This window comes from Rhodococcus sp. MS13 (assembly GCF_013277835.1).
GTDB lineage: Bacteria > Actinomycetota > Actinomycetes > Mycobacteriales > Mycobacteriaceae > Rhodococcus_F > Rhodococcus_F erythropolis.
In genome coordinates, this window is sequence record NZ_VBTL01000007.1 from 449675 (window position 1) to 470646 (window position 20972).

Genomic DNA, 20972 nt, shown 5'->3' on the forward strand with positions numbered 1-20972 from the left:
AGGAGAATCAATGACCACGCTCGACGTAGACAGCCTTTCCGCAGACGCAGGCCCCGCCTTCTCCGAACGAATCAAGACCGAGACGGACGCAGCACACCGCGAGACGGAGCAGTCCCGATTCGTAGGCGCGCTTCTCGGCGGTGAGCTGACCACGGCTGGCTACGCCGCTCTTCTGGGACAGACGTACCTCGTCTACACGAGCCTCGAAGAGGCCGGCCGCACACACGCCGACAACGAGTTGGTCGCTCCGTTCCTGTCCGAGGATCTGTTGCGGGTGGCTTCGCTCGAAGCCGATCTCGAGTTCCTCGGCGGACCGAACTGGCGCGACGAACTCGTGGCCTTGCCGGCAACCGAGCGTTACATCGCCCGCCTGAAGGAAGTGGCGTTCGACTGGCCCGCCGGCTTCGTCGCACATCACTACCTGCGATACATGGGTGACCTCTCGGGCGGACAGATCATCCGCCGGATGCTCGAGCGCGCCTACGGATTCGAGACCGACGGACTTCGCTTCTACATCTTCGAAGGCATCCCCAAGCCGAAGCCTTTCAAGGACGACTACCGCTCGAATCTGGATGCGCTGCAGATTCCGGCCGAAGAACAGCAGCGTTTCATCGACGAGGTGAATCTGGCGTACCGCCTCAACGGTGACCTGTTCGCCGACCTCGAAGGCGACATCGAGAGCTACCTCGTCAAATGATGAAGCGCTTGGCCGCGGCGGCACTGGTCGCAGCAGCCGGTTTCGGTCTGGTGGCTTGCGGATCGAGCGACAACTCCACGACATCTCAGGGTGCCCGGACCGCAGTACTCGAAGATTCCAGCCCGGTTCCCGTGTCCGACAACCCGACCGCAACGCTGCCCGTGACGGTGAAGAGCTTCGACGGCGTCGACGTGACCATCACCGACAACAGCCGGATCGTTGCGGCCGACCGCTACGGGACGCTCGCAACGACAACGGTGGCGCTCGGCCTCGGTGACAACCTTGTCGGCCGCGACACCGCCGCCAAGTTCCCCGCGGTCGCGGACGTACCGGTTGTCACGGTCGGCGGCCAATCGCTCAATACCGAAGCCATCCTCGATTTGAATCCCACCGTGGTTCTCACTGACACGAGCATCGGGCCCAAGAGCGTCCAGGATCAGTTGCGCGCCGCCGGTGTTCCCGTGGTGTTCTTCGACCCGACCCGAACCCTCGAAGGTGTGCCGGGGCAGATCCAAGCAGTCGCCGACGCGCTCGGCGTTCCGGCCCAGGGCGCAGCGCTGATCGATCGAACCGAATCGGAGATCGCTGCTGCGCGCGATCTGGTTCCCAACGACGGCGATCCACTGAAGATCGCGTTCCTCTACATGCGCGGATCGGCCATCACCATGATCGGTGGTGAAGGTTCGGGTGCCGATTCCTTGATCGAGGCCCTCGGCGCCACAGATGCGGGTACCGCCTCGGGCATCACACAACAGTTCGTACCCATCACCAGCGAAGCGCTCATCGCCGCAGCGCCTGACGCCCTGCTGATGATGACGGACGGATTGGCATCGATCGGCGGAATCGACGGCCTCGAAAAGGTCCCTGGCATCGCTCAGACGCCGGCCGGAAAGAACAAACGAGTAGTCGACATGGAGGACGGTGTCCTGCTCAGCTTCGGGCCGAACACCGGACGCGTCATGGCGGCACTCGCCGAAGCGATCTACGAGCCCGGTGGATCGTGAGCAAAGATTTGTGAGTGCTGATTCGTGAGTACAGAAACAGGTAGTTCCGAAGCAGGTAAGTCTGTGTCCGCAGCCGAGGATTCACATGACGTCGGGGGCGCCGACAAATCGGCGTCTGGCCCCGCGTCGCGGTCGCGGGTGAGTGCGGTTCTGGTCAGCTTGACTCTCGCCCTGGTGATCGTCGCAGTGCTGTCGGCGTGCATCGGTCAAGTTCCGACATCGCCTCTCGAGGTTTTGGGCAGCATCCTGCACCGCATCGGGATCGATCTCGGTCCGATGCCCGCCCATCCCAGCGGTGAAGTGACTTTGTGGGAGGTTCGCTTCCCCCGCGTCGTGCTCGCCATCTGTGTCGGCGCGGCGCTGGGATGTTCCGGTGCGCTCCTGCAGGGTGTGTTCTCCAATCCACTCGCGGAGCCCGGGGTGATCGGAGTGTCCGCGGGCGCTGCAGTTGGCGCGAGCGCTGTCATCGTCGTCGGCGGCACGTTCGTGGCCGGCTGGGCCGTTGCTGCGGCAGCGTTCGTCGCCGGGCTGTTCACCACCGCGGCGGTCTACCTGCTTGCGCGCCACGAAGGCCGAACCGAAGTAGTGACATTGGTGCTGACCGGCGTCGCGATCAATGCGTTCGCCGGCGGACTCATCGCGTTCTTCACCTTCGTCGCCAGCCCGTCCGCTCGCGATCAGATCGTGTTCTGGCAACTCGGCTCACTCAACGGAGCGTCGTGGAATGCCGTCATGATCGTGGCGCCGATGACCGTTGTCGGAATTGCCGCGACGGTCATGATCGCTCCGCGTCTGGACCTTCTCGCACTCGGTGAACACGCAGCTCGTCACCTGGGTGTCAACGTCGAACGGCTGCGCCAGTTCGCGGTTCTGATCGTCGCTCTCCTGGTCTCGGCGAGTGTTGCCTTCACCGGCATCATCCTCTTCGTCGGCCTGGTCGTTCCGCACCTGATGCGCATTCTTGTCGGCCCCGGCCACCGCGCGCTGATTCCGGCGAGCGCCCTTGCCGGCGCACTGGTTCTGCTTGTCGCAGATCTCGGCTCGCGGTCGCTGATCGACAACGCAGACCTGCCCCTCGGAATGCTGACCGCTCTGGTTGGCGGCCCCTTTTTCTTCTGGCTTCTCCGACGAACACGCGCGCAACAGGGCGGGTGGGCATGAGCAGCCTCGTAAGAAACTGGCGCGAACTGTTCGGCCGCGTCACCCCCGAACCGGAAAGCCCTGGCGTCGGTGATGTCACCCTCGAAGCGCGCGACATCACCGTCGAACGCGGTGGTCGACACATTCTCGAAGGCGTATCCATCGAAGTCCGGGCAGGCGAGCTCGTCGTCCTCGTCGGACCGAACGGCGCCGGTAAGTCGACTCTTCTTGCGGCGTTGGCCGGTGATCAGCCCGTCATCGCTGGGCGGGTGGACGTCGAAGGCACTGACCTCACTCAGTGGTCGCCGATCGACATGGCGCGCCGACGCGCGGTTCTCCCCCAGAAACACACGATCGGATTTTCGTTCAGCGCTCGCCAGGTCGTTCGCATGGGACGTGCGCCATGGGCCGGAACGCGCCGAGAAGACCGCGACGGCGCTGCTATCACCGCGGCGATGAAGACCTGCGATGTCGAGGGGTTCGCCAATCGGCCGTTCGCCGTGCTGTCCGGTGGCGAGCAGGCGCGGGTCGCTCTTGCCCGGGTACTGGCACAGGAAACGTCGACCATCCTGCTGGACGAGCCGACTGCAGCACTCGATCTCGGACACCAGGAAGCGGTGATGTCCGTGGCGCGCGCTCGCGCTGCGGACGGCGATGCCGTCGTCGTCGTTTTGCACGATCTCGCGTTGGCAGCGGCGTATGCCGACCGAATCGTCGTACTCGAGAATGGACGCATCGCCGCCGACGGTCCCCCGGAATCGGTGCTACACGAAGAGCTTCTGACCCGCGTCTACGGTTATCCGGTCGAGGTGTTCCCGCATCCGACAACCGGAGCAACGCTGGTTATCCCGCGCCGAGAATTCACCGAACAGAATCGATGATCGATCCCAGCCTGTTCAGGACTGCTCTCACCGTCGGCAGGCTGCGACCCTCGCCCTGACGAACGCCGTCACCGACGTCCGGATGTGACCAATCAGTCTCGGTCGAGAGAACTGCGTCGCGCACCACACCGGCGATGCTTCGCTCGTCGGTCAGATCGATGTCGGTGACCGATCGCTCCGCCGTGGCGACAACGTCCGAAGGGGTCGGCACACTGTGCTCGCAGTATTCGCCGTATACCTCGACGAACAGCACGCTCTTGCGTACGCGGAACGCGAAAGTTCGACCGTCGGACCTGCCGAAACCGTGTGCATGAGCGCCGACGGTGAGGTCCTCGATCTCGAAGCCCGGCCGCGCCGGTTCGGGCGGCTGTGCGCCGGAATCGGTGGGTTCTGTGGGAATCACAATGATCTCCTCGGTGATTGCAGCGTCAACCGCAACCGCTGTTCGTACGGTATCGCGTCAAGGGTGTGAGCGGAATGGTCGGTAGTTCCTCGACGCGATGAACGGCGCCCGACTGCGATCAGGGATGATCGATGACAGTCGCACTGCGTGAAGAACAGATGACAAGAAAAAGAGGAACTACACATGGCTCGCCTAGGGATCCGCACCACTGCAGCAGCAATGGGGGCGGCGGTTCTGCTGGTCACAGGATGTTCTTCCGGAGATGGCCGAGACGACCTCATCACGATCGATCCCGCTACGGCAGCGGTCTCACCGGCCACCACCAGCACCCCGGACGGCGTGGTTCACCCGTATTCAGGTCTGATCGATTCCATCACATTCGACCCGATCACGCGCAGCGCTGTTCTGGTTGCCAACGACCCACGATCGGTGCTGGTCGTTCCTTCGGACAGTTTGGCCGGCGCCGACCCCGCCTCCGCAGGTCGTCCGATAGCTCTGGATTCAGACGTACGCGACGTTTCGATCGGCTCCGACGGTAGCGCTCTGCTGGCGATGGATCGCCAGGTAGTGAAGCTGAATCTGACATCGGGCGAACAGACGTCCATACCGGTCGACGGCCAGGCGAACTCCGCGGTCGAGCTGACCGACGGCCGCATCGCGATCGGCACGGACAATGGTTCAGTTCACATCGTCGACCCGAAGACCGATCAGTCACAGACGGTTTCGGGGTTTGCATCCGTCGACGAACTTGCGGTGACCGGCGACAACCTGAGCGCCCTCGATCACCGTCAGACCTCGCTGACGGCGATCAATCTCGAAGACGGCAAACTCGGCGTCGCTCTCCGCGCCGGTGAAGGCGCAACTCATCTGGCCACCGATCGCTTCGGACGCATCCTTGTCACCGACACCACCGGCGACGAACTGCTCGTCTTCACGGCCGATCCGCTCCTGATGCACCAGCGCTACCCCGTCGGCGAGTCGCCATACGCCGTCGCCTACGACGAGACCGCGGATCGGGTGTGGGTGACACTGACCGCGACCAATGAAGTGGTCGGCTTCGATCTGTCGTCCGGCATCCCCGTGGAGACCGGACGGTTCAAGACGGTGCGACAGCCGAATTCGTTGGCCGTAGACTCTTCCAACGGCAATCTGATCGTCGGATCGGCAACCGGTGACGGGCTGCAGGTCATCCCGTCACGGGAGAACTGATGGAAAAGCGTACGCGCGGGATCCCCGCGCAGTGGGAGACGTCGGACGACAAGTTCGACTACGTGCCGCTCCGGCTACCGCCGAACGTTTCGCGGGTCACGGCGTCGATGCGCCTGGCGATCTCCGCCGAGTTCGGCGGGTGGGAACTCTCCCGAGTCCGTCTCTACCCCGACGGCAGCCGTCGCGTGCTCCTCAAGCGAAAGAAGACGCCGCTGCACGTGACCGATCCGGACGGCATTCAGCACTGATCGTTCAACAGACGACCAGAACCCGCCGCTATCGAAACCGCTGACAAAATCACACCATCGAAGAGCTGGAGAATCGTGTACCAACTGCTGCTGAGCCTGATGTTCCGAGTCCCACCGGAACGCATCCACCACATTGCCTTCACCGCGATGAAACTGGTGACACGGTTCGCTCCCCTTCGCTGGCTGGTCGCAAAAGTCCTTGTCGTCGACGACCCGGTTCTGCGCAGTCAGGCTTTCGGTCTGACGTTCCCGGCACCTCTCGGTCTGGCCGCAGGATTCGACAAGGACGCCACCGGAGTCGACGCCTGGGGCCCGTTGGGATTCGGTTTCGCCGAGGTCGGAACAGTAACGGCCCAAGCTCAGCCCGGTAACCCCGCGCCGCGTCTCTTCCGACTTCCGGCCGACCGCGCTCTGATCAACCGAATGGGCTTCAACAACCACGGCGCTGGTCACGCGGCGAATTTCCTGCGACAGCGCCGCGTCACGGTGCCGATCGGTGCCAACATCGGCAAGACCAAGATCGTCGAAGCTGCCGACGCCGCTGCCGACTACACCGCCAGCGCACAGCTTCTGGGTCCGCTGGCCGACTTCATGGTCGTGAATGTCAGCTCGCCGAACACACCCGGACTCCGTGATCTGCAGGCCGTCGAATCTCTGCGCCCGATCCTGCAGGCCGTGCTCGACACCGTCAGCGTGCCGGTACTGGTGAAGATCGCGCCCGATCTCTCGGACGAGGACGTCGACGCTGTCGCCGATCTGGCAGTCGAGCTCGGGCTTGCCGGAATTGTCGCGACCAACACCACGATCCGCCGCGACGGTTTGAAGACCCCGGATGCCGAGGTAGCTGCACTCGGCGCTGGCGGGCTGTCCGGTGCACCGGTTGCCGACCGCTCGCTCGAGGTGCTCCGGCGCCTGTACGCCCGAGTCGGCGACAAGATGACCATCATCTCGGTCGGCGGTATCGAGACAGCCGACCAGGCGTGGGAGCGCATCCTCGCCGGCGCGACGCTGGTGCAGGGGTACACCGGCTTCATCTACGGCGGACCGTTCTGGGCTCGCAGCATCCACAAGGGCATAGCCAAGCGGGTCCGCGCAGCCGGTTTCTCGTCAATTGCCCAGGCTGTGGGAGCTGAGAACCCTCGCTAGAAACTGCTGTGCGCCTTTATTAACCGCCCGCGGTTAATAAAGGCGCACAGCAAAGTGATTACTCGACCTCGAACGTCCCGGTCAGGGTTGCACGCGCGATCGCGTGATGGAACACGTTGAAACCGAGGAACGCCGGCGACGAGTCAGGGGTGACTCCGTCGAGCGTCTCCACGTCGAGGGCATGCACCGCCACGATGTAGCGATGCGGACCGTGCCCGGGAGGCGGGCCTGCGCCGATGAAACCGAACCCGCCACCGTCGTGGCGGAGGGTGACGGTTCCGGCAGGCAGGACATCGCTGTCCGCCGCGCCGGCACCGGCCGGGAGTTCGGTGACGGAAGCGGGGATGTTCGCCACGGCCCAGTGCCAGAATCCTGACGCCGTCGGTGCGTCCGGATCGAACACCGTCACCACGAAGCTCTTCGTCTCGGCTGGAAAGCCGGACCACGAGAGTTGCGGTGAGATGTCTTCGCCACCGGGAACTCCGAAGGCTCCACTGGCCTGAGCAAGCTTCAGCGGCTGGCCCGCAGTGATGTCGTCACTGGTCAGCTCGAAACTCGGCAACTTCGGCAATGGTTCGTACGGATCGTGCGCCATGCGAATCCTTTCTGTGACAAGAGAGCTCGATGTGCGTCGAGCTCACGGATCTATCTACGTGCTCGTCAGGAATTGAGCAGGAAATGTTCCAGAACACGTGTCCCGAACAGTAGTGCGTCCACCGGAACTCGCTCGTCGACGCCGTGGAACAGCGCGCTGAAATCCAGCTCGGGCGGCAACTGCAAAGGTGCGAAGCCGAAGCAGCGAATGCCGAGTTTCGCGAATGCCTTCGCGTCGGTTCCGCCGGAGAGCATGTACGGAACTGTGCGAGCCTCCGGATCGTGGGCGAGGATCGCCTCGTTCATGGCGTCGACGAGATGGCCGTCGAACGTTGTTTCGTACGAATCCAGCTTGGTGATCCACTCGCGGGTCACGTCGGGGCCGATCAGCTGGTCCACCGTGCGCTCAAATTCGGCCTGCCGTCCCGGCAGCACGCGGCAGTCGAAGACCGCCTCGGCAGTCTGCGGAATGACGTTCGCCTTGTATCCGGCCTTGAGCATCGTCGGGTTCGCCGTGTCACGGAACGTCGCCCCGATGATGTTGGCTATCGTCCCCAACTTCGCGAGAGTCCCGTCGATGTCAGGTGATCCCGGATCGAAGTCCAATCCGGTCTCTTCGCCGACGGCGGTAAGGAACTCGGCAACCGAATCCGAGATCACGATCGGGAACTGATGAGCAGCGAGTCTCGAGACCGCGCCGGCGAGTGTCGCGACTGCGTTGTCGTCGTGGAGGAAGGAGCCGTGCCCGGCACGTCCCTTGGCCGTCAGACGCATCCAACCGAGGCCCTTTTCCGCAGTCTCCACGAGGTAGAGCCGTCGGTCGGTTCCGTCCGGCCGCGGAACCGTCAGCGAGAAACCGCCCACCTCACCGACGGCTTCGGTCACTCCCTCGAACAGATCCGGGCGGTGCTCGACCAGCCACTGGCATCCGTACTTTCCGCCCGCTTCCTCGTCCGCCACGAAGGCGAACACCAGGTCACGCGGCGGTACGACGCCTTCCGCCTTGAACTGTCTGGCGAGGGCCAGGATCATCCCGACCATGTCCTTCATGTCCACGGCGCCGCGCCCCCAGACGTAACCGTCCTGGACGGTGCCGGCAAAGGGATGGACGCTCCAGTCGGCGGGCTCGGCCGGAACGACGTCGAGGTGACCGTGAAGCATCAATGCACCTCGACCCGACTCAGCTCCCTTCAAGCGAGCAAAGACGTTCCCGCGGCCGGGCGCACCGGACTCGACGTATTCCGTCTCGTAGCCGACTTCTTGAAGCTGCGCGGCAACCCACTCCGCGCACGCACGCTCACCCTTGGTGGTTTCGAGTTCTCCCGTGTTCGAGGTGTCGAAGCGGATGAGAGAACTGACCAGTTCGACTACTTCTGCTTCGGCTCTGCTCGGATTCGGATTATTCGGGGTTGTGGTCATTCCACTTTCCTACCATCGAATCAAACGACGCGGGCGACCGGAATGCCCCGCAACCTGGCGATTTGGGGCAGCTGACCTAATCGGATACTCTTTCCCAGCACCGAGAAATCGGGGCCGAGTCCGAGTGGCGGAATGGCAGACGCGCTAGCTTGAGGTGCTAGTGTCCTATTAACGGACGTGGGGGTTCAAGTCCCCCCTCGGACACTCGAATACAGCAGAAAGACCCTAGCCTGATCAGGTTGGGGTCTTTTTGCTGTGCGCCTTTATTAACCCCCGGCGGTTAATAAAGGCGCACAGCAGTGGGGCGATTTGGGACCTGGCGATGGCATCGGATACTCTTTCCCAGCACCGAGAAATCGGGGCCGAGTCCGAGTGGCGGAATGGCAGACGCGCTAGCTTGAGGTGCTAGTGTCCTATTAACGGACGTGGGGGTTCAAGTCCCCCCTCGGACACTCTGTGTTGAGACAGACAGGAAAAGCTCCGGTTCATCGAACCGGAGCTTTTCTCGTAATTGGCGAAGTTCCCGCACCAGGGAACAGTCCGCGCGAGCGGCGATCGAGATGGAACAGAAGTTCGAAGTGGATACAGACACCAAGAAGTCGGATGCACTGCAGGCAGATTCGCTGGAAACAGCCGATTCAGAATCTGCTCGAGCCGAACTCACCGGCCTCGACCCCGCAGAACTCGAAATCTGCCTGAAGGTCCTTTCCGAAGCCGCCGAACTCGACGACGAGCATCCCGATTCGATCACCATGCAGCGCGCTGTCGGCCATCTGTTCAAGCGACTCAAGAAGAAGCGACGCCTCGCCTCGCGCGCAGCCGTCAACGAAGCGGACCGCCAAGTAGTCGCCGCGACTGCCACAGGTTCACCCGATCGCATCGACGACGAGACCGCAGGCATTCCGATCAAGTCGAACACCGCCGGCGCTTCCGCCGGCACGCTCATCAAGGCGCGACCGTGCTACATCTGCAAGCAGCGCTACACCGCAGTCGACGCCTTCTACCACCAACTGTGCCCCGAGTGCGCTGCCACCAGCCGCAGCAAACGTGATGCGAGCACTGATCTCACCGGCCGACGCGCACTTCTGACCGGCGGCCGCGCGAAGATCGGTATGTACATCGCGCTGCGCCTGCTGCGTGACGGCGCACATCTGACCATCACGACGCGATTCCCCAACGACGCGATCCGCCGATTCAAGGCGATGGAAGACAGCAACGACTGGATTCACCGTCTGCGCATCGTCGGCATCGACCTCCGCGACCCCGCCCAGGTTGTTGCACTCGCGGATTCCGTTGCCGCACAGGGTCCGCTCGACATCCTCATCAACAACGCCGCGCAGACCGTCCGACGCTCCCCCGGTGCCTACGGCGCTCTGGTTGACGCCGAGTCCGGAGCACTACCCGCCGGTGAACTCCCTGATGTCCTGACCTTCGGCCAGACGAGCGACGCCCACCCCGCGGCTCTGGCCGGATCGCTGTCGGACGTCGCAAGCATCACCTCCGGAAATCTGTCCGCCGACGCGGTCAGTTCACTCGCACTCGTCGCCAAGTCGGCTTCACCCGATCGCATCGAGCAAGGCATCGCCATCGACGCCGGCGGGCTGCTGCCGGACCTCGCGCACACCAACAGTTGGGTCCAGACCGTCGAGGAAGTCGATCCGATCGAGCTTCTCGAAGTCCAGCTCTGCAACTCGGTCGCGCCCTTCATCCTCGTTTCACGCCTGCGCCCGTCGATGGCCGCGGCAGCTGCGCGACGCAAGTACGTCGTGAATGTCTCCGCCATGGAAGGCCAGTTCAGCCGCGCATACAAGGGCCCTGGCCACCCGCACACCAACATGGCCAAGGCAGCACTAAACATGCTGACCCGCACCAGCTCCAAGGAAATGCTCGACGACGGCATCCTCATGACCGCCGTCGACACCGGCTGGATCACCGACGAACGCCCGCACTTCACCAAGATGCGGTTGGCCGACGAAGGTTTCCACGCACCACTCGACCTCGTCGACGGTGCAGCCCGCGTCTACGACCCCATCGTTCAGGGCGAACTGGGTATCGACCTGCACGGCTGCTTCCTCAAGGATTACAAACCCTCGCCGTGGTGATGGGCGGCACCCCGCAGTGGTGACAGGCAGCACCTAGGCGCCCCGATGTGGCGATCTCGTCACCGCCAAACCCCCGTGTCGAGTAGCTCAATTCAGGTAGGGCACAGCATTGCAGGCGATAATGGACTGCGAACCTGCTCACCGACTCGGAGGAACCATGACGATCGCCGTCGTACACAAGGACAGCCCGGAAGGCCGCGCCGCAATCGTGGCCGCCGCACGGGAATCCGTGGGTCGAAGCGAGGAACTGCTGGTTCTGCACGTCCTGGACGATGTCAACATCGGGGACACGGCCGACACCGGAGACACCGAGGACGATCGGGCCGCTCTTCGCGGCGAGATTCAGTCAGCGCTCGACGCCGGTGGATTCTCGGAGACGAAGTGGGATCTGCGCACCACCGAGCACGACGGCGATCCGGTGACCGCGCTCGTGAACCTGGTCCACGGCGCGGGTGTCGATCTCCTGATCGTCGGAACACGCCGGATGTCCCCCATCGGCAAGTTCCTCCTCGAACGCCCACTGCAGCGTCTCCTGCTCGAAGTGGAGGCTCCGATCCTCGTCGTCAAGGAACCCCTCCCTGTTGAGTGACCTCGGTCACATCACTTTCGAGTGCGCGTTTGTAGGCTGGCTCCATGACTGGAACCTCGCCCGCCCGAGAACTCGACATCATCGTCTACGGAGCGAGCGGCTTCGTCGGAAAGCTACTCGCCGACTACCTCGTCAAACATGCTCCCGAAGGCACGAAAATCGGCCTCGGTGGCCGCTCCCTCGAGAAGTTGGCAGCCACTCGCGCCGATCTGGGTACCGCCGCTGCCGATCTCCCCCTGATCATTGCCGACGCCGACGACGCCACCGCATTGAAGGCGCTCGCGCAGCGAACTCGGGTCGTCGCCACCACGGTCGGCCCGTACGCCAAGTACGGTCACACCCTTGTTCACGAATGCGCCTCCGCCGGAACTCATTACGTCGACCTCACCGGTGAGGTGCTGTTCCACCGCGAGAGCATCGACGCCAACCATGAGCTGGCGGTCTCGACCGGCGCAAAGATCGTCCATTCCTGCGGATTCGATTCCATCCCTTCCGATCTCGGAGTTCACGTCCTCCACGAGAAGGTCACTGCCGACGGCGCCGGTGAGCTCACCGACACAACGCTGGTGGTCACGGCGCTGCGCGGCGGCGTGAGCGGTGGCACGATCGATTCGCTTCGCAATCAGATCGACGTGTCGAAAGACGATGCGCGCCTGCGGAAACTCGCGGCCTCGCCGTATTCATTGAGCCCCGATCGTGACCGGGAGCCCGACCTCGGACGACAGAGCGACGTGAGCGTGGTCGACGGCAAGAAGATCGATCCGTCGTTGAAGGGTTGGAAGGCACCGTTCGTGATGGCGTCGTACAACACACGAGTCGTCCGTCGCAGCAATGCGCTCCGAGAGTGGGCGTACGGCAAGAAGTTCAAGTACAGCGAGGTGATGAGTGTCGGTTCCTCGGTGGTGTCACCGGTAATCGCGGGCGGTGTCGCAGTCGGCCTCGGCGCGCTGGTCGCCGGACTCGCTCTTCCTCCGACGCGTTTCCTTCTCGACAAGGTATTGCCTGCGCCCGGCGAGGGCCCGAGCGAGAGCACCCAGAAGAAGGGGCACTTCACGCTCGATGTGTTCACCACGACCACGACCGGCGCTCGATACACCTCACGAGTGAAGGCGAAGGGCGACCCGGGATACAGCGCGACGGCGGTAATGCTCGGCGAATCTGCGTTGTCATTGGCGAAGGACCACAAGGATCTCCCCGCGGCCACCGGCGTATTGACTCCATCGACAGCGCTCGGCGACGTCCTGGTCGAGCGTCTAACCAAGGCCGGTTTCGAGATTTCCGCGCGCAAACTCTAGACAGAACGAATTTCACTTGATCGTTTCAGCTCTTCGCGCCCGATTATCGCAGCTCAGGGCGCGGACAGCGGTGGGAATACTCCCAGGTAACATTGATGTTGGTTCATGGCATCCATATGTGGTGCTCCGCTTTCGGAAAAGTGAGGCTATTCATGACTGAGCGCGTTCAGGTCGGCAGTCTTCAGGTTGCCAAGGTTCTCTACGACTTCGTGGTCGAGGAGGCTCTTCCCGGCACCGGTGTAGACGCCGAGACGTTCTGGGCCGGCGCCGACAAGGTCATCACCGAGCTCGCACCGAAGAACCGCGATTTGCTTGCCAAGCGTGACGATCTGCAGGCTCAGATCGATCAGTGGCATCGCGATCATGCCGGCGCTCCCATCGACGCTGCCGCATACAAGGCGTTCCTGCAGGAGATCGGCTACCTCTTGCCGACGCCTGCCGAGTTCTCGGTCACCACCGCGAACGTCGACACTGAGATCACCTCGACGGCCGGCCCGCAGTTGGTCGTGCCGATCCTCAACGCGCGCTTCGCTCTCAACGCGTCCAACGCCCGCTGGGGTTCGTTGTACGACGCGCTGTACGGCACCAACGCCATCTCGGAGGAGAACGGCGCCGAGAAGGGTTCCGGCTACAACAAGGTCCGCGGCGACAAGGTCATCGCCTGGGCGCGTGAATTCCTCGACGCGGCAGCACCTCTCGCGTCGGGGTCGCATGCAGATTCGACCAAGTACGTGATCGACGGCAGCGAACTGAAGATCACGTTGGCAGACGGTACGGTCACCACCCTCGCCCAGCCGGAGAAGTTCGTCGGCTACCTCGGCGAGAAGGACGCACCGACGAGCATCCTGCTGCTCAACAACGGATTGCACGCCGAGATCCAGATCGACGCGTCCTCCCCGATCGGCAGCACCGACGCCGCCGGTGTCAAGGACGTCGTTCTCGAATCGGCCGTCACCACGATCATGGACTTCGAGGACTCGGTCGCCGCTGTCGACGCCGACGACAAGGTTGTCGGTTACCGGAACTGGTTGGGCCTCAATCGCGGTGATCTGTCCGAGGAGATCAAGAAGGGCGCCAAGTCCTTCACTCGTACGCTCAACGGCGACCGTAAGTACACCGCCGTCGACGGCAGCGAACTCAGCCTGCACGGTCGTTCGCTCCTGTTCGTCCGCAACGTCGGTCACCTCATGACCAATCCCGCGATCCTCGATGCCGACGGCAACGAGGTCCCCGAGGGCATTCTCGACGCTTTGATCACGAGCACCTGTGCAGTGCACGGCCTCTCGATCAGTGACGCCAACGGCCCGCTCGACAACAGCCGCACCGGCTCGATCTACATCGTCAAGCCCAAGCAGCACGGCCCCGAGGAAGTTGCCTTCACCACCGAACTGTTCGGCCGCGTCGAGCAGGTCCTCGGGCTTCCCGAGAACACGCTCAAGGTCGGCATCATGGACGAGGAGCGTCGCACGACAGTCAACCTCGCTGCCTGCATCAAGGAAGCCGTCGACCGCGTCGTGTTCATCAACACCGGCTTCCTCGACCGCACCGGCGACGAGATCCACACCTCCATGGAAGCCGGCGCGATGGTGCGCAAGGCCGAGATGAAGAAGCAGAAGTGGATCGGTGCCTACGAGGACTGGAACGTCGACACCGGACTGGCCTGCGGCCTGCAGGGCAAGGCGCAGATCGGCAAGGGCATGTGGGCCATGACCGAGCTGATGGCAGACATGCTCGAGCAGAAGATCGGCCACCCCAAGGCCGGCGCCAACACCGCGTGGGTTCCTTCGCCGACCGGCGCAACGCTGCACGCGACGCACTACCACCGCGTCGACGTGTTCGCTGTTCAGGACAGCCTGAAGGGCAAGCCGCGTGCGAGCGTCGACGACATCCTGACCATCCCGCTCGCTCCCAGCACCGACTGGACGGACGCGGAGAAGAAGGAAGAGCTCGACAACAACTGCCAGTCCATCCTCGGCTACGTCGTCCGCTGGATCGACGCGGGTGTCGGCTGCTCCAAGGTTCCCGACATCCACGATGTCGCGCTCATGGAGGACCGCGCCACCCTGCGCATCTCGAGCCAGCTGCTCGCCAACTGGCTGCGTCACGGCATCGTCAGCGAGAGCGACGTTGTCAGTGCACTCGAGCGCATGGCCCCGGTTGTCGACCGTCAGAACGAGGGCGACGCCGAGTACCGCAACATGGCACCTGATTTCGATTCCAACATCGCGTTCCAGGCTGCCAAGGAACTCATCCTCGAAGGCGCGAAGCAGCCCAGCGGATACACGGAGCCGATCCTGCATCGCCGCCGCCGCGAGTACAAGGCTGCCAACGCCTGATTTCACCCTCTTCGAACTCGAAGCTGAACCCGAACAGCCTCGGCACCGCTAACCGGTGTCGAGGCTGTTCGCGTAGGCCCCGAAGATTCGTCACTAGACTGGCTGAGGACACAGTCCGTTCAGCAGACATTCTTCGAGTGACCAAGGTAGGGCAAGGTACGTGGGCGAACATCGCGGCGGGTCAGGCGCCAGAGGTATCAGCAAGGGGCCGATTCTCGTCGTCGTGCTGATCGTCTTGATCGTTGCAGGCTTCTTCGGGTGGAAGGCCCTCAGCAACCGGATCGACGATCAGGGCCAGCAGGCAGCAGGTACGTGCGTCGAAGGCAACAAGACACTCGACGTCACCGCGGATCCGTCCATCGCCCCACAGATCGAGGAACTGGCCAAGCGGTACACCCAGACCTCTCCGGTCGTGCGCGATCACTGCATCACCGTCGTGGTGCACGGTGCGCCGTCCGCGTCGGTCTCGACGGCACTCGAAGCCGGTCCGGCGGCATCCTGGGACGACGCAGCATTGGGACCTCGTCCCTCCCTGTGGATCCCGACGAGCTCGTTCGAACTCGCGCCGCTGGCGGGCAAGGCCGTGATCAACGGTGATCCTCGCTCGCTCGCGAGTTCCCCGATCGTTCTGGCAACCGGCCCCGAGACCGCGGCAGCATTGGCCGGCGCAGCATCGAGTTGGAAGTCATTGCCTTCCGATCTGACGGTCGCCCTGCCGGTCGGAAGTACCGAAACCTCGATGGCCGCACAGGCAATCGCTGCCGACGTCGCCGATGCGGGTGCCGGTCCGGTCACGACGGATCAGGCGAAGTCCGCGCAGGTCAACGCTGCGCTCAGTGCGCGGGCATTGCAGTTCCAATCCTTGCCGACTCCCCCGACGTCCACCGCCGAAGCCCTCGGAGCACTGAGCGCCGGAACACCGGATTCGGTGAAAGCCGTTCCGGCCACGGAACAGTCGATAGCGCAGAGCGCGAACGCGGCGATGACGACGTACTCCCCCGCCGGCGCAACGCCAGTCGCGGACTATCCGGCGGTCATCGTCTCGGGCAGCGGGATCGACGAAACTGCCTCGCGCGCAGCGGCGCAGTTTGCCGATTTCATGCGTGAGCCGAATCAGTCACAGTTGTTCGTCGGCGCCGGTTTCCGGGTCGAGGGTCAAGATCTTCCCGATCTCGGTGCGGTGTCTCCGGCCAAGATCTCGTCCACGTTGAAACCGGCTTCGGCCGAAACCGCAGCTGCGCTCGGTGACATCGTCGCCAATCCGGTCTCTCCGCGTAGTGCCACCATCCTGATGGACACGTCGGCGTCGATGGGTACCGACGACGGTGGCACTACCCGCTTGGCGAACGTTGCCGCGGCAGTGAACACGCAATTGGGTCGCAGCCCTGACGCTTCGGACATCGGCCTTCGCGAGTTCAGCACGGGCACCGACGGAAAACCGTCCGAGCGCATCCTGGTTCCGGGCGGTTCACTGTCCGAGCCGAATCGGCGTGCCACCATCACCGATTTCCTCAACGGGCTTCGAGCCGGCGGAAAGACCTCCAAGTACCCGGCGCTTGCCAGTTCGTACAAAGCCGCGGTTGACGGTTTCGACGCGGGACGAGTCAACTCGGTGCTGCTGATCACCTCGAGTACACCTGACGAATCCACCACGACGCGAGCCGAACTGCTCAGCGCGATCGCCGCTGCGGGCAATCCGTCGCGTCCGGTACAGGTCGACGTGATCGTCGTCGGTGCGGGCGACGACGTCTCCACACTCCAAGACGTCTCGGATCGGACCGGCGGAACCTTGGTTCGCGTCGATTCGACGTCCGACCCCGCTCTCGCGGCCGCAGTGACCAAGATGCTGTCCTGATGGGGCGCGTCGCGGTTTTTGCGGTCCTTCTCGCCCTTCTGACCTGGTTCCTGCACCGCCGACTCGTTCGCGCCACCGGCATCCCGAGGCGATGGGCTCGTCTTGCCGACACTGCGCTTGTGGTCTTGGCTGTCTCGACGCTCATCGGGGTCGGCAGCGGCGAAATCTTCCCGACGTCCTGGGCGCGACCGATCGGATTTCTCGGATGGGTCTGGCTGGCTTCGTGGCTGTACCTGATTCCCGGACTGCTCGTGATCGGGCTGTTTGCCGGGATCAGTCGACTACGTGCACGCCGCACGGATACCACGACCGAAGTCGACCCGGCCAAGCGTCGTACGTTGCAGTTGGCTACAGCAGCAGTCACTCTCGCGGCGATCGGCACCGCCGGCTACGGCGTCTACGAGGCGTCGGGCCCCAAGATTTCACGCGTCCGCGTGCCGCTTGCTCGCCTACCTGAGGGCTTCAACGGATACCGGATCGCCTTGATCACCGACCTGCACGTGGGACCGGCCCGCGGGGTCGACTTCACCCGCAAGGTGGTCGAGATCGTGAACTCGCAGAATGTCGATCTGATCGCGATCGGCGGCGATCTCGTGGACGGCACCGTCGCAAAAGTTGCTCCCGATCTTGCTCCGCTCGCCGATCTTCAGGCGCCGGACGGAATCTTCGGAGTCAGCGGAAACCACGAGTTCTACGCGGACGACGGTGGCAAATGGCTCGACGTGTGGGAAACATTGGGGATCACCACACTTCGCAACAGTCGCGCCTCGATCAAGCATGACGGCGACACCATCGACATCGTGGGCATCCACGACTACACGTCGCCGGCCCCGTACGAGCCGAACCTTACTGCCGCGCTCGCAGGTCGCGATCCGAATACTTTCGCCTTGCTTCTCGCGCACGAACCGCGTCAGGCGATCGAGGCGTCCGAGATGGGTATCGATCTGCAGCTGTCCGGGCACACTCACGGCGGTCAGATGTGGCCGCTGAGGTATCTCGTTCCGCTGCAGCAGCCTTCGGTGCAAGGCTTGGACAGGGTCGGAAACACAGTGCTGTACACGACGCGTGGCGCCGGGGCTTGGGGCCCGCCGGTACGCGTCGGCGCAACGCCGGAGATCACCGTTCTCGAACTCGTACGCGAGAGGTGATGATCTCCGGCGGGCACACGCCTTAGTTGCCTGCGAACGCTTCGATCGGCGGGCACGAGCAGACCAGGTTGCGGTCGCCATGTGCACCGTCGATACGACGCACGGACGGCCACACCTTCGGGCGAGCCTTGCCTCGCGGGAAGACGGCGATCTCACGCGAGTACGGGTGATCCCACTGCGCTGCAATGCTTCCGGCAGTGTGGGGAGCACCGCGTAGCGGGTTGTCCTCCACCGTCCACTCGCCGGCGCCGACGCGATCGATTTCGCCGCGAATAGCGATCATCGCCTCGCAGAACTCGTCGATCTCTTCGAGGTTCTCGCTCTCGGTGGGCTCGACCATCAGTGTGCCGACCACGGGGAAGCTCATGGTCGGTGCATGGAAACCGTAGTCGGCCAGACGCTTTGCCACGTCGTCGACGGTGACGCCAGTGTCCTTGGTCAACCCACGGAGGTCGAGGATGCACTCGTGCGCGACCATGCCGTTCTCGCCGGTGTAGAGAACCGGGAAGTACTCGTCGAGTCGACGCGCGATGTAGTTGGCCGACGCGATGGCGGTCAGGCTGGCGCGGCGCAGGCCCTGAGCACCCATCATCCGGATGTAGGTCCAGGTGATGGGCAGAATGGACGCACTGCCGTACGGCGCTGCCGAGATCGTTCCTCTACCACCGAGTTCGGGGGCCATCGGGTGTCCGGGCAAAAACGGCGTCAAGTGTGAGCGCACACCGATCGGGCCGACGCCGGGTCCGCCGCCGCCGTGCGGGATGCAGAAGGTCTTGTGCAGATTCAGGTGGCTGACGTCGCCGCCAAATCGGCCCGGACGGGCAAGGCCGACAAGCGCATTGAGGTTGGCGCCGTCGACGTACACCTGGCCACCGGCGTCGTGTACCGCTGCGCAGATGTCGGAGATCTCATGCTCGTAGACACCGTGTGTTGAAGGGTAGGTGATCATGATCGCGGCGAGACGCTCGGCGTGATCGGCGATCTTCGCGCGCAGATCGTCGACGTCGACGTCACCGTTGGGACGGCAGGCGACTACCTCGACGCGCATCCCGGCCATGACGGCAGACGCCGCGTTGGTGCCGTGAGCACTCGACGGGATGAGGCAGGTGTCGCGGTGGTCGTCGCCCCGGCTGAGGTGGTAGTTGCGGATCGCGAGCAGGCCCGCGTACTCCCCCTGGCTGCCGGCGTTGGGTTGCAGGCTGACGTTGTCATAGCCGGTGACCGCGACCAGCCAGTCTTCGAGATCCTTGATGATCTTCAGCAGACCGGGTGCATCCGACGTGGGCGCGAACGGATGGATCGCGTTGAACGCGGGCCAGGTGATGGATTCCATCTCGGCGGTCGCATTGAGCTTCATGGTGCACGAACCCAGCGGGATCATGCTGCGATCGAGGGCGATGTCCTTGTCGGAGAGCGCGCGCAGGTAGCGAAGCATTGCCGTTTCCGTACGGTAACGGGTGAAGGCTTCGTGCTGCAGGTAGTCGGAGGTGCGCTCCTGAGCAGCCGGAACCGAATTGCCCTCGGCTTCGATGGCGACAACAGCATCCTCGATCCCGAACGCGTCGAGCACGGCAAGGACGTGGTCGGCGGTGGTGGCCTCGTCGCAGGAGATACCGACATGATCGGCATCGACCAGACGCAGGTTGATCCCGGATTCCTTGGCCGCAGCGACAACGCTGGCCGCCTTACCCGGAACCTGAGCCAGCACAGTGTCGAAGAACGAATCGTGGACTACGGCCACGCCGCCCTCGCGCAGGCCGTTTGCCAACGCGTGTGCGCGGGCAGCGACGCGCAACGCAATCGCCTTGAGCCCCTCGGCGCCGTGGTAACTCGCGTACATCGCAGCGAGGATCGCGAGGAGCACCTGCGCGGTACAGATGTTGGACGTCGCCTTCTCACGGCGAATGTGCTGCTCACGTGTCTGCAGCGCGAGGCGGTATGCCTTGTCTCCGTCGGCGTCGATGGAGACGCCGACCAAACGGCCGGGCAGCTGACGCGCGTGCTTGGAGTGCACGGCCAGGTAACCGGCGTGCGGTCCGCCGTACCCCATGGGAACACCGAAGCGCTGGGTGGTGCCGAAGCACGCGTCCGCACCGAGTTCACCCGGCGAGGTGATGAGCGTCATCGCAAGAAGGTCGGCGCCGACGGCAACTAGCGCGCCGCGCTCGTGAGCTTCCGCGATGATCGAGGTGTAGTCCACGACGCGTCCCGAAGCGCCCGGGATCTGGGCGATGACACCGAAGAAATCACCCTCGGGCAGTCCGGCAGTGAGATCTGCGGAGACGATCTCGATGCCGAGCGGCTCGGCGCGTGTCTCGATGACGGCGAGGGTCTGCGGATACAGGTCCGCGTCGACGACAAAGCGTGGGGACTTGCTGCGGTTCGCGCGGCGCAGGAGCGTCATGGCTTCGGCAGCGGCGGTGGCCTCGTCGAGCATCGACGAGTTGGCCAGTTCCATGCCGGAGAGATCGGCGACCATGGTCTGGAAGTTGAGGAGGGCTTCGAGGCGGCCCTGGCTGATCTCCGGCTGATACGGGGTGTACGCGGTGTACCAGGCCGGGTTCTCGATGATGTTGCGCAACAACACCGGCGGCGTCAACGTGTCGAAGTAGCCGAGGCCGATCATCGACGTCGCGACAGTGTTCTGGGCTGCGAGTGCAGTCAGTTCGGCAAGTGCCTCGTGCTCTCCGACCGGAAGCGGCAGAGCGTCGAGTCCGGCCGCGATGCCGTTCGGGGCAGCGTCGAGGATGACGGAGGGAACGGCCTTGGTTGCCAGTTCGTCGAGTGAATCGACACCGACGAGTTCGAGGATGCGCGCGAGTTCCGCGGCGTTCGGACCGACATGGCGGTCGGCAAATATACGGCTTGCAGCGTCGATCACGACAACTCCCAGACAGATCGGAGGA

17 protein-coding genes and 2 tRNA genes are annotated in these 20972 nt (G+C 63.8%); 15 read left to right on the forward strand and 4 right to left on the reverse strand.

The features are described from left to right. The first annotated feature begins 10 nt into the window (after positions 1-10). The 4 genes from FEZ59_RS16145 (at position 11) to FEZ59_RS16160 (ending at position 3722) form a co-directional block, all read left to right on the forward strand. A complete protein-coding gene (locus FEZ59_RS16145) occupies positions 11-697 on the forward strand; it encodes a biliverdin-producing heme oxygenase (RefSeq protein WP_003946162.1) in 687 nt (228 codons plus the stop codon). After that, positions 694-1701 (forward strand): ABC transporter substrate-binding protein, encoded by a 1008-nt coding sequence (locus FEZ59_RS16150; RefSeq protein WP_019748542.1) that lies wholly within the window; start codon positions 694-696, stop codon positions 1699-1701. Before FEZ59_RS16145 ends, FEZ59_RS16150 begins: the two co-directional genes overlap by 4 nt. Before the next feature lie 63 nt (positions 1702-1764). Beyond that, on the forward strand, positions 1765-2862 hold the full coding sequence (locus tag FEZ59_RS16155; protein ID WP_021333494.1) for an iron ABC transporter permease: 1098 nt from the start codon (positions 1765-1767) through the stop codon (positions 2860-2862). Further along, positions 2859-3722 carry a heme ABC transporter ATP-binding protein gene (locus FEZ59_RS16160; RefSeq protein WP_020969682.1) on the forward strand — a complete coding sequence of 288 codons (864 nt, stop codon included), beginning with the start codon at positions 2859-2861 and terminating at the stop codon, positions 3720-3722. Before FEZ59_RS16155 ends, FEZ59_RS16160 begins: the two co-directional genes overlap by 4 nt. Here the strand turns inward: FEZ59_RS16160 and FEZ59_RS16165 are convergent. Next, on the reverse strand, positions 3703-4125 hold the full coding sequence (locus FEZ59_RS16165) for a hypothetical protein (protein WP_020969683.1): 423 nt from the start codon (positions 4123-4125) through the stop codon (positions 3703-3705). The two genes, FEZ59_RS16160 and FEZ59_RS16165, sit on opposite strands and share 20 nt — an antisense overlap. 183 nt (positions 4126-4308) lie before the next feature. On the opposite strand from FEZ59_RS16165, the gene FEZ59_RS16170 reads away from it, so the two are divergent. The 3 genes from FEZ59_RS16170 to FEZ59_RS16180 all read left to right on the forward strand — a co-directional run bounded on the left by FEZ59_RS16170 (position 4309) and on the right by FEZ59_RS16180 (position 6728). Then, positions 4309-5334, forward strand: coding sequence for a hypothetical protein (locus FEZ59_RS16170; RefSeq protein WP_172932881.1), 1026 nt, complete (start codon positions 4309-4311; stop codon positions 5332-5334). Further along, entirely contained in the window at positions 5334-5582 is a 249-nt protein-coding gene (locus FEZ59_RS16175) for a DUF5703 family protein (RefSeq protein ID WP_003946171.1), read from the forward strand. Before FEZ59_RS16170 ends, FEZ59_RS16175 begins: the two co-directional genes overlap by 1 nt. Before the next feature lie 75 nt (positions 5583-5657). Then, positions 5658-6728, forward strand: a complete 1071-nt coding sequence (locus FEZ59_RS16180) for a quinone-dependent dihydroorotate dehydrogenase (RefSeq protein ID WP_046378589.1) — start codon at positions 5658-5660, stop codon at positions 6726-6728. 58 nt (positions 6729-6786) lie between these two features. Here the strand turns inward: FEZ59_RS16180 and FEZ59_RS16185 are convergent, their stop codons facing one another. Together FEZ59_RS16185 and FEZ59_RS16190 are read right to left on the reverse strand one after the other, a co-directional pair. Beyond that, positions 6787-7323 carry a YbhB/YbcL family Raf kinase inhibitor-like protein gene (locus FEZ59_RS16185; RefSeq protein WP_007733394.1) on the reverse strand — a complete coding sequence of 179 codons (537 nt, stop codon included), beginning with the start codon at positions 7321-7323 and terminating at the stop codon, positions 6787-6789. Between the two features lie 65 nt (positions 7324-7388). Continuing rightward, entirely contained in the window at positions 7389-8741 is a 1353-nt protein-coding gene (locus tag FEZ59_RS16190; protein WP_003946170.1) for a M20/M25/M40 family metallo-hydrolase, read from the reverse strand. Between the two features lie 118 nt (positions 8742-8859). Here FEZ59_RS16190 and FEZ59_RS16195 point away from each other — a divergent pair. From FEZ59_RS16195 to FEZ59_RS16230, 8 genes are all read left to right on the forward strand, one after another. After that, positions 8860-8945 (forward strand) — tRNA-Leu (locus FEZ59_RS16195). 162 nt (positions 8946-9107) lie between these two features. Then, positions 9108-9193: transfer RNA gene (locus tag FEZ59_RS16200), tRNA-Leu, on the forward strand. 108 nt (positions 9194-9301) lie between these two features. Then, on the forward strand, positions 9302-10843 hold the full coding sequence (locus FEZ59_RS16205) for an SDR family NAD(P)-dependent oxidoreductase (protein ID WP_242459822.1): 1542 nt from the start codon (positions 9302-9304) through the stop codon (positions 10841-10843). Positions 10844-11000: 157 nt separating this feature from the next. Beyond that, a complete protein-coding gene (locus FEZ59_RS16210) occupies positions 11001-11432 on the forward strand; it encodes a universal stress protein (RefSeq protein ID WP_021344350.1) in 432 nt (143 codons plus the stop codon). A gap of 44 nt (positions 11433-11476) precedes the next feature. Further along, the gene (locus FEZ59_RS16215) at positions 11477-12727 is read left to right on the forward strand and encodes a saccharopine dehydrogenase NADP-binding domain-containing protein (RefSeq protein ID WP_021344351.1); all 1251 of its coding nucleotides are present in this window, start codon (positions 11477-11479) and stop codon (positions 12725-12727) included. Between the two features lie 152 nt (positions 12728-12879). Next, positions 12880-15063 carry a malate synthase G gene (locus tag FEZ59_RS16220; protein ID WP_019748551.1) on the forward strand — a complete coding sequence of 728 codons (2184 nt, stop codon included), beginning with the start codon at positions 12880-12882 and terminating at the stop codon, positions 15061-15063. 160 nt (positions 15064-15223) lie between these two features. Then, positions 15224-16918, forward strand: a complete 1695-nt coding sequence (locus FEZ59_RS30415; RefSeq protein WP_021344352.1) for a VWA domain-containing protein — start codon at positions 15224-15226, stop codon at positions 16916-16918. Further along, positions 16918-18066 (forward strand): metallophosphoesterase, encoded by a 1149-nt coding sequence (locus tag FEZ59_RS16230; RefSeq protein ID WP_021344353.1) that lies wholly within the window; start codon positions 16918-16920, stop codon positions 18064-18066. Before FEZ59_RS30415 ends, FEZ59_RS16230 begins: the two co-directional genes overlap by 1 nt. Before the next feature lie 22 nt (positions 18067-18088). Here FEZ59_RS16230 and gcvP read toward each other — a convergent pair whose 3' ends face one another. Next, complete coding sequence (gcvP, locus tag FEZ59_RS16235; RefSeq protein ID WP_172932882.1) at positions 18089-20947, reverse strand: aminomethyl-transferring glycine dehydrogenase; 2859 nt, start codon at positions 20945-20947, stop codon at positions 18089-18091. Positions 20948-20972 lie beyond the last annotated feature (25 nt).

Excerpts from the sequence above, each read along its gene's own strand:
- FEZ59_RS16210 (WP_021344350.1), top strand. The coding sequence starts at position 11,001 with ATGACGATCGCCGTCGTACACAAGGACAGCCCGGAAGGCCGCGCCGCA.
- FEZ59_RS16205 (WP_242459822.1), top strand. The coding sequence starts at position 9,302 with ATGGAACAGAAGTTCGAAGTGGATACAGACACCAAGAAGTCGGATGCA.
- FEZ59_RS16190 (WP_003946170.1), bottom strand. The coding sequence starts at position 8,741 with ATGACCACAACCCCGAATAATCCGAATCCGAGCAGAGCCGAAGCAGAA.
- FEZ59_RS16150 (WP_019748542.1), top strand. The coding sequence starts at position 694 with ATGATGAAGCGCTTGGCCGCGGCGGCACTGGTCGCAGCAGCCGGTTTC.
- FEZ59_RS16215 (WP_021344351.1), top strand. The coding sequence starts at position 11,477 with ATGACTGGAACCTCGCCCGCCCGAGAACTCGACATCATCGTCTACGGA.
- FEZ59_RS16185 (WP_007733394.1), bottom strand. The coding sequence starts at position 7,323 with ATGGCGCACGATCCGTACGAACCATTGCCGAAGTTGCCGAGTTTCGAG.
- FEZ59_RS16170 (WP_172932881.1), top strand. The coding sequence starts at position 4,309 with ATGGCTCGCCTAGGGATCCGCACCACTGCAGCAGCAATGGGGGCGGCG.
- FEZ59_RS16175 (WP_003946171.1), top strand. The coding sequence starts at position 5,334 with ATGGAAAAGCGTACGCGCGGGATCCCCGCGCAGTGGGAGACGTCGGAC.
- FEZ59_RS16160 (WP_020969682.1), top strand. The coding sequence starts at position 2,859 with ATGAGCAGCCTCGTAAGAAACTGGCGCGAACTGTTCGGCCGCGTCACC.
- FEZ59_RS16145 (WP_003946162.1), top strand. The coding sequence starts at position 11 with ATGACCACGCTCGACGTAGACAGCCTTTCCGCAGACGCAGGCCCCGCC.
- FEZ59_RS16230 (WP_021344353.1), top strand. The coding sequence starts at position 16,918 with ATGGGGCGCGTCGCGGTTTTTGCGGTCCTTCTCGCCCTTCTGACCTGG.
- FEZ59_RS16220 (WP_019748551.1), top strand. The coding sequence starts at position 12,880 with ATGACTGAGCGCGTTCAGGTCGGCAGTCTTCAGGTTGCCAAGGTTCTC.